The sequence below is a fragment of the Actinomadura sp. CNU-125 genome, from assembly GCF_001942465.1.
Classification (GTDB): Bacteria; Actinomycetota; Actinomycetes; order Streptosporangiales; family Streptosporangiaceae; genus Spirillospora.
In genome coordinates, this window is the sequence record NZ_MKJY01000288.1 from 26,464 (window position 1) to 38,883 (window position 12,420).

Genomic DNA, 12,420 nt, shown 5'->3' on the forward strand with positions numbered 1-12,420 from the left:
CTACGAGCGGGCCGGTGTCCTCGCCGCGATCGCGACGCACTTCGCGGTCAACACCACGATGGTCATGCTGGGCGTCGAGGAGCCCGTCACCCTGGCGATGATCCTGGGCGTGCAGGCGGTCGTCGCCGTGGGCCTGCTGGCCACGATCCGTCCGGCGGACGGGCGCGCGTCGCGCCGACGGACCGTCCGGCGGAGTCCTACGCCGCGGCGGCCGGCCGATCGGCCGGCTGACCGGCGGTCAGGGCGTCGGCGCGACCCGGCGGTGGTGGTGGCCCAGCTGGCGAGCAGGTCGAGCTTGTCGCGGGAATCGCTGCCGGGCTCGGCGTCGTACGCGACGAGGGTGAGGTCGTCGGCGGGCAGGTCGAGGGACTCGTAGTCGAGGCGGAGCTCGCCGACGACCGGGTGGTGGAAGGGCTTGGTGCCGATGTGGTGCTGGCGGACGTCGTGGCGGGCCCAGCGGGCGCGGAAGTCGTCGCTGCGGGTGGACAGTTCGCCGACGAGTTCGGTGAGGTCCCGGTCGCAGGGGTCGCGGCCCGCCTCGGCCTGCAGGAGGGCGACGGTGTCGTCGGCGGCGCGGTCCCAGTCGCCCCAGAAGTCGCGGGAGCGGGGATCGAGGAAGATGAACCGGGCGTGGTTGGGCACGGCGCCGTTCGCCGCCTCGATCATCGGGGCGTACAGGGCGCGGCCGAGGGCGTTGGCGGCGAGGACGTCGCAGCGGCCGTTCATGATGACGGCGGGCGCGTCCGTCATGGAGTCCAGTATCCGCTGCACGGTGGGCCGCACCCGGCGCGGGGCGGAGCGGCGCCTGCGGCGCCGTCCGGGACCGGCGGTGCGGGCCAGGTCTTCGAGGTGCGTGCGTTCGGCGTCGTCGAGGCGGAGGGCGCGGGCGATCGCGTCCAGGACGCCTGCGGAGACACCGGACAGATCGCCGCGTTCCAGACGGGAGTAGTACTCCACGCTGACCCCGGCCAGTTGGGCGACCTCGGCGCGGCGCAGCCCGGGGACCCGCCGGGTGCCGTAGGAGGGCAGCCCGGCCTGCTGCGGGGTGATCTTGGCCCGGCGGGAGGTCAGGAACTCGCGGATCTGGCTGCGGTTGTCCACCTTTCCCAGGTTAGGCGGCCTGCCGGGGGCCTGGGGTGCCCTGTCGGTACACCTCTCGGCAGTGCCTTCTGCGTTGCTCCGGAAGGGTGGTTTGGTGGGAGCTGCACATTTCGTCCGGCTCCCGTGGGTATCCGGGAGCTTCGTTGAAGGAGTCTTTTTCTTGCGTGTTCACGCTTACGCCGCGCCCGCCGCCGCCGAGCCGCTGGCTCCCACGGTCATCGAGCGGCGTGACGTCGGCCCCGGCGACGTGCTCATCCGGATCGAGTACGCCGGTATCTGCCACTCCGACATCCACACCGTCAACGGCGACTGGGGGAAGCAGCCCTTCCCGCTGGTCCCCGGGCACGAGATCGTCGGGATCGTCACCGAGGTCGGCGCCGACGTCACCCGGCACCGGGTGGGCGACCGCGTCGGGGTCGGCTGCATGGTCAACTCGTGCGGCGAGTGCGCCAACTGCCGCAACGGCGACGAGCAGTACTGCCTCGAAGGACAGGTGCCCACCTACGCGGGCGTCGACCGGGACGGCACGATCACCCAGGGCGGCTACAGCACGCACGTGGTGGTCGACGCCGGGTTCGTCCTGTCGGTGCCCGAGGGCATCGACCCGGCGGCCGCGACGCCGCTGCTGTGCGCCGGGATCACCACCTACTCGCCGCTGCGGCGCTGGGGCGCGGGCCCGGGCAAGAAGGTCGCCGTGGTCGGCCTCGGCGGGCTCGGGCACCTGGCCGTCAAGATCGCGCACGCGATGGGCGCCGAGGTGACCGTGCTGTCGCAGTCGCTGAAGAAGCGCGAGGACGGCCTGCGGCTCGGCGCCGACGACTACCACGCCACCGCCGACCCCGGCACCTTCAAGGAACTCGCCGGACGGTTCGACCTGATCATCAACACGGTCAGCGCGGTCATCGACGTCGACGCCTACCTGCGCCTGCTCACGGTCGACGGCACCATGGTCAACGTCGGGGCGCCCGGCCAGAAGCTGAGCCTCAACGTGTTCTCCCTCATCAACTCCCGGCGCAACTACGCCGGATCGATGATCGGCGGCATCGCCGAGACGCAGGAGATGCTCGACTTCTGCGCCGGGCACGGCATCGGCTCCGACGTCGAGGTGATCGCGGCGGAGAAGATCAACGAAGCGTACGAGCGGGTCCTGGCCTCGGACGTCCGCTACCGGTTCGTGATCGACGCCGCCACGTTCGGCTGACCCCGGCGGGTCACGGCGGGGAGGCCAGGTGGCGCGGATTCGCGACCGTGAGCTTGTCGACGACGGACGCGCGGACCGCCGCGACCACCTCGTCCGTCCGGTCGTCGAAGCGGCCGGCGCGGATGCCGAGGGCCAGTTCGGCGTCGTCCGCGCAGCCCAGGGACGCGAGCCGGGCGGCGTGCGCGGACCGGTGGGCGTCGCCGAGGAGGAGTTCGCGGCGGGCGATGCGCAGCGCGGACGCGGCGACGCGCGAGTGGAAGGCGCAGCCGGTCGTCGGTGTGCTCGGCCTCCAGGACGAACCGCTCGACGGCTTCGAGCAGGGCCGGGGCGGACGGACGGTCGTGCGGCGGCGCGCCCGCGTCGCCGCCCGTCCCGCCCGTCCCGTCCACCGCGTCCAGCGCGTCCAGCGGGTCGGGGACGGTGGCCGGTTCGGTCAGGCCCAGGGCGAGGAGCATGTCGTGTTCCTGCTCGCAGACCTTGCGGCCCAGGACGGCGTACTCGATCGACGGGTCGGCGCCGGACAGGTACCGCTCGGCCTGGTGGCGGCACAGGATCGCCCAGCGGAGGGTGCCGTAGACCTCCCACCAGTGCAGGACGTCCGGGGCGGGCGGGGTGCCGCCCGCGTCGGCGTACCCGGCGAGGAGGTCCGCGCGGGGGCCGAAGCCGCCGACGGGGTGCGGGGAGCCGAACCGCCACGCCTTCACGCACAGCCAGCCGAGGTCCTCGGCGGGGTCGCCGAGGTGCGACAGCTCCCAGTCGAGGACGCCCGTCACCTTCGGCCCGTCGATCATCAGGTTGCCGTTGCGGAAGTCGCCGTGCACGACCGTCCGCCCGGTCGGGGACGGGCGGTGCTCGCGCAGCCAGCGGAAGGCGAGCTCGACGGCGGGGCGCGGCTCCTCGAACGCGTCGTAGTACTCGGCGAGGGCGTCGAGGGGATCGGCGTCGGGCAGGCCGGGGACCGGCGCCATCGTGTGCAGGCGCGCGAGGATCGCGCCGAGCTCGCGGGCGAGGCCGGGGCGCGGGGTGCGCAGCAGCCGCCGGGGGATGGTCTCGCCCGCCAGCCGCTCCATGATCAGGTACGGGGCGCCGTCGAGGTCGTCGCCGTTCCCGACGAGCGTGGGGACGGGGACCCCGGAGTCGGCGGCCGACGACAGCAGCGCGGCCTCGCGGGCCATCGCCTCGGGATCGGGGGCGGCGGGCGGGTCGCGGCGCAGGATGAGGGGGCGGCCGTCGGCGGTGAACGCCCAGGTCTCGCGGCTGGCGCCGCCGGAGAGCCGGTGCAGGTCGGCGATCTCCGCGCCGAGGCGGGCGGCGAGCGCGTCGCCGGGGCCGCTCATGTGCGCTCGTCGTGCGCGCGTCCGTGCGCGCGTCCGTGCGCTCGCCCGTCGCGCGCGGCGCGCTGCGCGGCGGCCAGGGCGTGGAGCGGGTCGCTGCCCCGGCTGTCGGCGTACTCCTCCAGCCGGACGATCCGGCCGTCCCGCACGGTGACGAACAGGCACGCGTGGAGTTCGAAGGGCGTCCCGTCCGGGAGGGCGCCGCGCAGGACGTGCCGCTGCGCGTAGCCGTCGGGCAGGGCGTCGCGGCGGACGACGTCGTACCGCATGTCGCGCAGGTTGCGCGACAGCCAGCGGAGCGTGCGCAGGTTGGCGTCGACGGACTGCTCGCCGTCGTCGTTGTGCCAGATCGTCGCGTCGGGGGCGTAGAGGGCGCGGAGGGCGTCGGTGTCGCCCGAGGTGATGGCGGTGAGGAAGCGGTCCGCGAGGTCCAAGGGAAGGCTCCTAGGGGTCGAGGCCGAGGGCGCGGATGGAGAGGGTGTCGAGGGTGTCGAGGAGGCGGTCGTTGGGGCCCTCGCCCTGGACGATCCACAGGTAGAGGGAGTGGTCGACCATGGCGGCGAGGGCGCGGGAGGCCATCTCGGGGTCGAGTTCGGCGGGTGCGAGCCCGGCGGCCTGCCAGCGGCGGATGGCCTTGGCGGAGCGGGCGACGGCGGACGCGCGGTGCTTGCGGCGCATCTCCTGGAATTCGAGGTTGAACGTCGAGACCTGCTCGATGATGGCCATCATCTTCGCGTTGCGCTGGTACGCCTCGTAGTAGGCGCGGTTGGCGCGGCGGACGCGCGCGGCGGGGGAGGGGCCTTCGAGCGGGAGGTCGTTCTGCGTCATGTCGGCGAACAGCCGGTCGGCGACCTCCAGGAACACGGCTTCCTTCGAGGGGAAGTAGGTGTAGAAGGAGCCGTAGGCGACGCGGGCGTGCCGGGTGATGTGCGCGACGCGGGTGTCGAGGAAGCCGCGCTCCTCGAACACGCCGCGGGCGGCGGTGACGAGGCGTTCGCGCGTGCGGGCACCGCGTTCGGTGAGCGGCCCGGCGCCGCCGTTCGTCTCGCCCGCCGTGTCGCCCGCCGTGTCCCTCGCCATGTCCGTCTTCCCGTCCCTCTTCTCGTCGCCCCGCCTCTTGACAGCCGCATGGTCTCAGGTTCAGGATCCGAGCATCGAACGAAGATGACATGACTGTCAAGTCAAGTTTTGGGAGGCCGCCATGGTCGCTGTCGCGCCGGGGTGCCCATGCTGATCAGCGATATCGTCGAGTACGCGGCGCGCAAGCGCCCCGACCGGATCGCGCTCCGCTTCGCGGACGAGACGGTCACGTTCGCCGCGCTGCGCGACCGCGTCCGGCGGACGGCCAACGCGCTGCGGGCCGTCGCGGAGCCGGGCGACCGGGTCGCCGTCCTGGCGGGGAACCGGCCGGAGTACGTCGAGCTGTACTACGCCGTCCCGGCGGCCGGCCTGGCGCTCACGTTCCTCAACCACCGGCTGCACCCGGACGAGATCGCCGCGCTCGTCGCCCACGCCGAGGCGTCCGTGCTGATCGTGAGCGGCGAGTACGCGGAGGCGATGGCCGGGCTGCGGGACGCGATGCCGTCGGTGCGGCTCGTCGTCGGCCTCGACGGCGACGCCGACGCCGACCGGGCGTACGCCGATCTCGTCGCGGCCGCGCCCGCCACCGAGCCGCCGCGCCCCGACGAGGACTCCGTGGGCTGGCTCGTCTACACCAGCGGCACCACCGGACGTCCGAAGGGCGTGATGCTCACGCACCGGAACCTGGTCGCGGGCGTCGCCGGTTCGGCGGCGAGCTGGGAGATCCCGGACGGGTCGGTGTTCCTGTTCTGCTTCCCGCTGTGCCACGTCGGCGGCTACGCGGTGCTGGTCAACCACCTGCGGGCCTGCACGGTCGGGCTCGTCCGGTCCTACGACAACGAGACGTTCCTGCGGCTGGTCGCCGAGTGGAAGGTGACGCAGACGGGCCTCGCCCCGACGATGATCGCGTTCCTGCTGAGCCATCCCGGCATCGAGGAGCACGACCTGGGCACGCTGGAGGCGATCGGGTACGGCGCGTCCGCGATCCCGGCCGAGGTGCTGCGGCGCGGCATGGACGTCCTGGGCTGCGACTTCTACCAGGGGTTCGGGATGAGCGAGACCGGCGGCAACATCCTGTACTTCGGCACCGCCGAGCACCGCCGCGCCGCCGCCGGGGAGACGCACCTGCTGGCCGCCGCCGGGCGCACGATGGACACCGCCGACGTCCGCATCGTCGACGACGCGTTCGACGACGTCCCCGACGGGGAGCCCGGCGAGATGATCGTCCGCTGCGACCAGGTGATGGCGGGCTACTGGCGGGAACCGGAGCTGACCGCCGAGACGTTCCGGGACGGCTGGTTCCGCACCGGCGACGTCGTCCGCCGCGACCCGGACGGCATGGTCTACATCGTCGACCGGATCAAGGACATGATCGTCACGGGCGGGGAGAACGTCGCGTCCCGCGAGGTCGAGGAGGTGCTGTACCGGCATCCCGCGATCGCGGACGCCGCCGTGTTCGGCGTCCCGGACGACCGCTGGGGCGAGGCCGTCGCGGCCGCCGTCGTCGTCCGGCCCGAGCGGGCCGGGACGCTCGCCGCCGACGACGTGATCGCGTTCGTCCGCGAGCATCTCGGCGGCTACAAGGTCCCGCGGAAGGTCGAGTTCGTTCCCGAGCTTCCGCGCAACGTCGCGGGCAAGGTCCTCAAGAAGGACCTGCGCGCCCGCCACCACGAGGTCACCGAGATCCACAAGGTCCAGGAGGTGTCATGAACCGCGAATTCGAGCTCGGCGGAATCAACCATCTGGCGCTGGTGTGCTCCGACATGCAGCGCACCATCGACTTCTACTCCGGCGTGCTCGGCATGCCGCTGATCAAGACGCTCGACCTGCCGGGCGGCATGGGCCAGCACTTCTTCTTCGACTGCGGCGGCGGCGACTGCGTCGCGTTCTTCTGGTTCCCGGACGCGCCCGACGCCGTCCCCGGGATCTCCGCGCCGAAGACCCGTCCCGAACAGGGCGAGCTGCTCAGCGCCATCGGGTCGATGAACCACGTCGCGTTCCACGTGCCCGTCGAGAAGTTCGACGAGTACCGGACGCGGCTCAAGGAGAAGGGCGTCAAGGTCAGCCCGGTGCTGAACCACGACGACAGCGAGTTCGGCGTCGCCCCGAAGATGCAGGAGGGCGTGTTCGTCCGCTCGTTCTACTTCCAGGACCCGGACGGCATCCTGCTGGAGTTCGCGTGCTGGACGCGGGCCTTCACCGACGCCGACGTCTCCCACACCCCGAAGACGGCCGCCGACCGGCGGCCAGCGAAGGAGAGCAATGCCGCGCCTGCGTGAGGTCCCCCGAGCCGAAGTAACGGACGAACGGATCCTGTTCTTCTACGACCGGCTGTTCGCGCCCGACCGCGACCCGGCCGTCGACCACGGCACCGCCACCGGCACGCCCGGCGACTGGTGGACCGTCTTCGCGCAGGACCCGGCCGTGTTCCGGCACGCCGTCCGGGGCTTCGCGCTCTACCGCAACGCCTCCCTCGACCCGGCGCTGCGCGAGCTCGGCCAGTGCCGGGCCGGGTGGGCGCGCGGCAGCCAGTTCGTCTTCTCGCAGCACTGCAAGCAGATGCGGGCGCTGAAGATGCCCGAGGAGAAGATCGAGGCGATCCCGCACTGGCAGACCGCCGACTGCTACACCCCGCTCGAACGGGCGCTGCTCGCCTACACCGACGGGCTCGTCCTGGACGGCGGGCGCGTGCCCGACGCCGTGTTCGACGTCCTGCGGGAGCACCTGTCCGACCAGGAGATCCTCCAGTTCACCTACATCACCTGCATGTACGACATGCACGCGGTGATGTCGAAGGCGCTGCGGGTCGAGTACGACGACCGCGAGGAGGCGATCGTCGAGGTGGCCGCGCCGGAGGGCTACGGCGACCGCGACATCTCCGACGACCTCGCAGGAGGCAGCTGATGCTGTTCCCCGTTCCCGACCGCGTCCGGGACGTCCGCGACGCCGTCCACGCGTTCATGACCGAGCGGGTCGAACCGGCCGAGGACGTCCTCAACGCGGGCGGCGACGCGGCCCGCGAGGCGATCGCGCGGCTCCAGCGGGAGGCCAAGGACGCCGGGCTGTGGGCGCTCGGGCACCCGACGGAGCTGGGCGGCGGCGGCCTGCCGTTCCTCGACTACGTCTACGTCAACGAGGTGCAGGGCCGCAGCGAGTGGGGGCAGGTCGCCCTCGGCACGTTCACGCTGCAGGACTCGCTGATGCTGCACAAGTACGCGAGCCCCCGCTTCCGCGACGAGTACCTGAAGCCGATGGTGGACGGCGAACTGTCGCCGAGCTTCGCGATGACCGAACCGTCCGTCGCGGGCTCCGACCCGACCGGCATGGAGACGACCGGCGAACTCGACGGCGACCACTGGGTCATTCGGGGCCGCAAGTGGTTCACGACGAACGCCGCCGCGGCCGCGTACACGACCGTCATGTGCCGCACCGAACCGGACGCGGAGTCGCCGCACAAGGCGTTCAGCATGATCATCGTGCCGACGGACACCCCCGGGTACCGGATCGTCCGGGACACGCCCGTCCTCGGGATGGGCGGCGGCACCGGGCACGGCGGGCACTACGAGGTCGCCTACGACGACGTCCGCGTCCCCGCCGACAACCTGCTCGGCCCGCGCGGGCACGGGTTCGTCATCGCGCAGGACCGGCTCGGCCCCGGCCGGATCTTCCACTGCATGCGCTGGCTCGGCCAGGCGCAGCGCGCGTTCGAGCTGATGTGCGCCCGGCTGGACTCGCGCGTCGCGTTCGGCGAGCCGCTCGCCGCCAAGCAGCTCATGCAGCAGCACGTGTTCGACTCCTACACCGAGATCCAGGCCGCCCGGATGCTCACGCTCCAGGCCGCCGAGCAGATCGACGCGGGCAGCCAGGCGCGCGTCGAGATCGGCGCGATCAAGGTCGTCGGGGCGAAGATGGTCCACAACGTCATCGACCGCGCCATCCAGGTGCACGGCGCCGCGGGCCTCACCGACGACTTCCCGCTGTCGCGCATGTACCGGCACGCCCGCGAGGCGCGCATCTACGACGGCCCGGACGAGGTCCACGTGCAGAGCACCGCCCGCCGCATCCTCAAGGCGATGCGTTGAGGCGCCGGACGCTGCTGTCCGGCGTCCTCGCCACCGGGTTCGCCGCCGTCGGCGCCGTCGGAACCGGCGGCCCCGCCGCCGCCAAGCCCCGCAGGAAGGGCAGGAAAATGAAGATCACCAAGCTGGCCGGGGGCCTGCTGTTCCCCGAGGGCCCGGTCGCGCTGCCGGACGGCGACGTCCTCGTCTGCGAGATCCACCGCGGCACCCTCACGCGCGTCCGTCCGGACGGGACGACGTCGGTCGCGCAGAGGTCGGCGGCGGCCCGAACGGCGCCGCGCTCGGCCCGGACGGCCGCGTCTACGTCGCGAACTGCGGCGGGCTGCGCCGCTTCGAGGTCGGCGGGTTCGTGTTCGCCGGGGGCATCCCCGACGACTACGAGACCGGCAGCATCCAGGCCGTCGACCTCGCCACCGGCGCCGTCGAGACCCTCTACACCGAGGCGGACGGGGCGCCGCTGCGCGGCCCGAACGACCTGGTCGTCGACGCGCACGGCGGGATCTACTTCACCGACTACGGCAAGAGCGACGGCGTCACCGGCGACAAGGGCAAGCTGTACTACGCGAAGGCGGACGGCTCGTCGATCACGATGATCGCCGCCGGGATGGAAGGCCCGAACGGCATCGGCCTGTCGCCCGAGGGCGACCGGCTGTACGTCAGCGAGACCTACACCGCGCGCGTGTGGTGGTGGGACGTCACCGGGCCGGGGGAGATCGAGGGCGGACGGTCGCTCGGCGGCTCGGGCGGCGGCAACTTCCTCTACACCGCCCCCGACTACACGAACTTCGACTCGCTCGGCGTGGACGCGCACGGCAACGTCTGCGTCGCGTCCATGATCCACGCGGGGATCTCGGTGGTGAGCCCGCACGGACGGCTCGTCGACTTCGTGGACATCGACGTCGACGACGACCCCGGCATCACGAACATCTGCTGGGGCGGCGACGACATGCGCACCGCGTACGTCACGGCGTCCAGCACCGGGCAGCTCCTCAAGATCGAGGACTGGCCGCGCCCGGGACTGAAGCTCAACCACTCCGGCTGACGACCGCCCGTTCCGTTCGGCCCTGCTCGGCGTGCGCGCCGGGCAGGGCCGTCGGCGTCTTCACGGTTGGAGCAGGAACAGCCTGCGGTCGACACGGTCGAGGGAGCCGCGCCGGGCGAACACCAGGCCGGTCGCGAAGTCGACGAGTTGCTTGGCCTCGTCCTCGGAGAGGTCGCTGAGGTCCATGAGCACCGGAACGCCCTTGCGGAAGAAGTGCCCGACGTAAAGGACCTCGTTGTAGTTCTGCGGACGGAGCTTCTTCACCGTCCCAGTCTGCCCCGGTCGTCGCCCGTCCGCCACCATCCGGCGTGTCCCGCGCCGATTGAAACGCTCTTTCACGGACAGGGAAGCAAAGAGGAAAGAGATTTATCGCGCGCCCGGTAATCGGGGATGGGGTGCCGGTCGCCGGACGAACGGGAGTTTCCCGTTGGTGCTGCTGGGAAATCTGGAGGTTAGAGGGAACGGAGGCGGTTGGCCATGGAGGTCGTCCTCGAAATGACGTTGCCGAGGAGTGCGGAGAGCGCGCCTCTCGTGCGGCGGACGCTCGACGCCTCGCTCCGCGGCCTCGGGGTCACCTCCGAGATACGCGCCGACATCGCGCTCGCACTGGGAGAGGCGTGCGCGAACGTGGTGCAGCACGCGGCGGCGGGAATGGAATACGAGGTGCGGGCCCGGATGGACGGGTACCGCTGCGTCGTGGAGATCGTCGACGAGGGCGGGGCGGCGGGCCCCGCGCAGTGGGACGGGGCGCAGGCGGCGCCGCTGGCCGAATCGGGCCGCGGTCTGCAGTTGATGCGGGCGTTCACCGAGGAAGTCCGGATCAGTGACCGCGTCCATCGCGACGGCGCGATCGTGCACTTCGAAAAGCTGCTGTCCGGGTCGGCCGAAGAGGCCGGCGAAGGAGTCGTCCGAGAGGCCGCGGCGGGCTGAGAAAGGGCCGCCGGAAAGGCGCGGGCCGGACGGGCGGCCCGGTGGTCCGGCCCGGCGGCGGACGTCGTCGCGCAGCTGCCGGGCCGGCGTCGAAGGGATCAGCCCGTGACCGGCAGATCGTGCCGCACCGGCTTGGGCGCGGGCGCCTCCGGCCGCTGCTGCTTCTTCTCCTGGTGCGTCGGCGCCTGCTTGCCGCACGTGGCGGACGCGACGCGCAGCGTCGTCGGCTCGGTCAGCGGAAGCGCCAGCTCCATCGCGGTGACGTTCGTCCGCCCGTCGGGCATCCGGCGCTGCTTGTTGAGCGTGAGGGTCGCGTCGCCGACGCCCTCGATCTTCACCGGGATGCGCGTGTTCGGCGGCGGCGTCGCGTCGATGCTGCGGCCCGCGATGCGCGCGTTCAGCAGGTGCGCCGAGCCGCGGCCGTCGTCGCACTTGGCGGCGACGGCGCTGGCCAGCAGGTCCGCGGACGGGACGCTCAGCCGTGCGACCTTCGACCGGGCCCGCGACGCCGACGCCTTGACGTCCAGCACCTCGGCCCGCACGAACTTCGTGGACTTCTGCCGCAGCAGGGCCTTCTCGACCTGCTCGGACCCGGACGACACGGCCGGGACGGGCGCGATGTCGAGCGGCCCGTCCAGGGTGAGCCCGTACGCGGACCCGGCGGCCCCGCCGGAGCCGGGCTCGGCCAGCGCGGGCGCGGCCATGGCCGGGGCGAGCGCGGCGGCGAGGCCGGTGGCCAGCAGTCCGGCGGTGGCGATGCGTCTGAAGGAATCTCTCATGGGAAAACTCCGATCGTGGTGCGGGAATCAGTCGTTGATGAGGACGAGCGTCCCGAGCGGCACCCGGGACAGCTTGCGCAGCGCTTCGTCCGGCACCCGCACGCAGCCGTGCGTGACGGCCTTGCCGAACACCGACGCGTCGCTCCAGCCGTGCAGCGCCACGGTTCCCGGGCCGCCGCCGAAGGTGTCGAGCGTGTCGGAGTGCGCACCGAGCGGCAGCACCAGCGGGCTCGGCTTCTTCTTCTCCGGCGCCAGCTGGGCCATGACGAACGTGCGGCCGGTGGGCGTCGGAGTGGCGGCCGCGCCGATGGCGACCGGCCACCGCCCGACCGTCCGGCCGGACTCGCGCAGCGTGAGCCGCCGGTCGCCGAGGTCGACGGTGACGAGGTAGGGCGTGCGCGCCTCGCGCAGCCCGTCGCCGGTGATCCACCCGGACGCCCGGTTGGGGCGGCTCGGCAGCAGTACCCGCCGCCAGCCGCCGGAGCTCTCCACGACCGGGACCCAGGTGGGGCCGCCGAGCTGCTCGGTGGGGAGCGTGGCGACGCGGGTCCCGCCGGGCCGGTCGAGCACCGGCAGCGGCTTCGCCGGGTGCACGACGAGACCGTCGGTCGCCTCCCGCCCGCGGTCGGCGGGCGCGCCCTGCACCGTCGTGAACGTGGTCGCCTCGGGCACGGCCGCGTCGCCGGCCGGTTTCGCGGACGTCCCGGCGGACGGCCCCGCGGACCGTTCGGCGGCCTCGCCGCGCCCGGGCCCGCCCCCGCAGCCGGACAGCAGCAGCGCCGCGACCGGCACGAGCGCACCCGCCGTGATCGCCCGCCTCCGGAGCGCAATCATCGTCGCCATGGTGCGGGATGCTAGTAGTGGGAAGGGCGTG

14 protein-coding genes and 1 pseudogene are annotated in these 12,420 nt (G+C 72.6%); 7 read left to right on the forward strand and 8 right to left on the reverse strand.

All coding sequences use genetic code 11. The features are described 5' to 3' along the window. Positions 1 to 1,101, reverse strand: a complete 1,101-nt coding sequence (locus BJF79_RS29070) for a helix-turn-helix domain-containing protein (RefSeq protein WP_075902137.1) — start codon at positions 1,099 to 1,101, stop codon at positions 1 to 3. Between the two features lie 160 nt (positions 1,102 to 1,261). Here BJF79_RS29070 and BJF79_RS29075 point away from each other — a divergent pair, with 160 nt between their 5' ends. Further along, on the forward strand, positions 1,262 to 2,302 hold the full coding sequence (locus BJF79_RS29075) for an NAD(P)-dependent alcohol dehydrogenase (protein ID WP_075902139.1): 1,041 nt from the start codon (positions 1,262 to 1,264) through the stop codon (positions 2,300 to 2,302). A 10-nt stretch (positions 2,303 to 2,312) separates the two neighbouring features. Here the strand turns inward: BJF79_RS29075 and BJF79_RS62130 are convergent, their stop codons facing one another. The 4 genes and pseudogenes from BJF79_RS62130 to BJF79_RS29090 form a co-directional block, all read right to left on the reverse strand. Further along, the gene (locus BJF79_RS62130) at positions 2,313 to 2,534 is read right to left on the reverse strand and encodes a DUF6285 domain-containing protein (protein WP_316043465.1); all 222 of its coding nucleotides are present in this window, start codon (positions 2,532 to 2,534) and stop codon (positions 2,313 to 2,315) included. Between the two features lie 379 nt (positions 2,535 to 2,913). Then, positions 2,914 to 3,639, reverse strand: a pseudogene (locus BJF79_RS62135) (phosphotransferase family protein); the annotation flags it as partial. Continuing rightward, on the reverse strand, positions 3,636 to 4,070 hold the full coding sequence (locus tag BJF79_RS29085; protein WP_075902141.1) for a nuclear transport factor 2 family protein: 435 nt from the start codon (positions 4,068 to 4,070) through the stop codon (positions 3,636 to 3,638). The pseudogene BJF79_RS62135 and the gene BJF79_RS29085, both read right to left, overlap by 4 nt. A 10-nt stretch (positions 4,071 to 4,080) precedes the next feature. Further along, the gene (locus BJF79_RS29090) at positions 4,081 to 4,716 is read right to left on the reverse strand and encodes a TetR/AcrR family transcriptional regulator (RefSeq protein ID WP_075902143.1); all 636 of its coding nucleotides are present in this window, start codon (positions 4,714 to 4,716) and stop codon (positions 4,081 to 4,083) included. 147 nt (positions 4,717 to 4,863) lie between these two features. Between BJF79_RS29090 and BJF79_RS29095 the strand changes: the two genes are divergently transcribed. The 5 genes from BJF79_RS29095 (at position 4,864) to BJF79_RS29115 (ending at position 9,837) form a co-directional block, all read left to right on the forward strand. Next, entirely contained in the window at positions 4,864 to 6,426 is a 1,563-nt protein-coding gene (locus BJF79_RS29095; RefSeq protein ID WP_075902145.1) for a class I adenylate-forming enzyme family protein, read from the forward strand. After that, positions 6,423 to 6,995 carry a VOC family protein gene (locus tag BJF79_RS29100; protein ID WP_075902147.1) on the forward strand — a complete coding sequence of 191 codons (573 nt, stop codon included), beginning with the start codon at positions 6,423 to 6,425 and terminating at the stop codon, positions 6,993 to 6,995. The genes BJF79_RS29095 and BJF79_RS29100 overlap by 4 nt, the downstream gene beginning before the upstream one ends. Continuing rightward, entirely contained in the window at positions 6,979 to 7,620 is a 642-nt protein-coding gene (locus tag BJF79_RS29105) for a carboxymuconolactone decarboxylase family protein (RefSeq protein WP_075902149.1), read from the forward strand. Before BJF79_RS29100 ends, BJF79_RS29105 begins: the two co-directional genes overlap by 17 nt. Beyond that, positions 7,620 to 8,798: an acyl-CoA dehydrogenase family protein gene (locus BJF79_RS29110; protein ID WP_075902151.1), complete on the forward strand. Its 1,179-nt coding sequence runs from the start codon at positions 7,620 to 7,622 to the stop codon at positions 8,796 to 8,798. Before BJF79_RS29105 ends, BJF79_RS29110 begins: the two co-directional genes overlap by 1 nt. A 184-nt stretch (positions 8,799 to 8,982) precedes the next feature. Beyond that, entirely contained in the window at positions 8,983 to 9,837 is an 855-nt protein-coding gene (locus BJF79_RS29115; protein WP_262402727.1) for an SMP-30/gluconolactonase/LRE family protein, read from the forward strand. A 60-nt stretch (positions 9,838 to 9,897) separates the two neighbouring features. Here the strand turns inward: BJF79_RS29115 and sepF are convergent, their stop codons facing one another. Continuing rightward, on the reverse strand, positions 9,898 to 10,101 hold the full coding sequence (gene sepF, locus BJF79_RS29120; RefSeq protein WP_075902153.1) for a cell division protein SepF: 204 nt from the start codon (positions 10,099 to 10,101) through the stop codon (positions 9,898 to 9,900). 213 nt (positions 10,102 to 10,314) lie between these two features. Between sepF and BJF79_RS29125 the strand changes: the two genes are divergently transcribed. Further along, entirely contained in the window at positions 10,315 to 10,767 is a 453-nt protein-coding gene (locus BJF79_RS29125; RefSeq protein WP_075902155.1) for an ATP-binding protein, read from the forward strand. Between the two features lie 98 nt (positions 10,768 to 10,865). Here BJF79_RS29125 and BJF79_RS29130 read toward each other — a convergent pair whose 3' ends face one another. Next, positions 10,866 to 11,546: a choice-of-anchor P family protein gene (locus tag BJF79_RS29130; RefSeq protein ID WP_075902157.1), complete on the reverse strand. Its 681-nt coding sequence runs from the start codon at positions 11,544 to 11,546 to the stop codon at positions 10,866 to 10,868. Between the two features lie 27 nt (positions 11,547 to 11,573). Next, complete coding sequence (locus BJF79_RS29135) at positions 11,574 to 12,389, reverse strand: L,D-transpeptidase (RefSeq protein WP_075902159.1); 816 nt, start codon at positions 12,387 to 12,389, stop codon at positions 11,574 to 11,576. Positions 12,390 to 12,420: the final 31 nt, after the last annotated feature.

Excerpts from the sequence above, each read along its gene's own strand:
- BJF79_RS29125 (WP_075902155.1), top strand. The coding sequence starts at position 10,315 with ATGGAGGTCGTCCTCGAAATGACGTTGCCGAGGAGTGCGGAGAGCGCG.
- BJF79_RS29095 (WP_075902145.1), top strand. The coding sequence starts at position 4,864 with ATGCTGATCAGCGATATCGTCGAGTACGCGGCGCGCAAGCGCCCCGAC.
- BJF79_RS29110 (WP_075902151.1), top strand. The coding sequence starts at position 7,620 with ATGCTGTTCCCCGTTCCCGACCGCGTCCGGGACGTCCGCGACGCCGTC.
- BJF79_RS29135 (WP_075902159.1), bottom strand. The coding sequence starts at position 12,389 with ATGGCGACGATGATTGCGCTCCGGAGGCGGGCGATCACGGCGGGTGCG.
- BJF79_RS29100 (WP_075902147.1), top strand. The coding sequence starts at position 6,423 with ATGAACCGCGAATTCGAGCTCGGCGGAATCAACCATCTGGCGCTGGTG.
- BJF79_RS29105 (WP_075902149.1), top strand. The coding sequence starts at position 6,979 with ATGCCGCGCCTGCGTGAGGTCCCCCGAGCCGAAGTAACGGACGAACGG.
- BJF79_RS29130 (WP_075902157.1), bottom strand. The coding sequence starts at position 11,546 with ATGAGAGATTCCTTCAGACGCATCGCCACCGCCGGACTGCTGGCCACC.
- BJF79_RS29090 (WP_075902143.1), bottom strand. The coding sequence starts at position 4,716 with ATGGCGAGGGACACGGCGGGCGACACGGCGGGCGAGACGAACGGCGGC.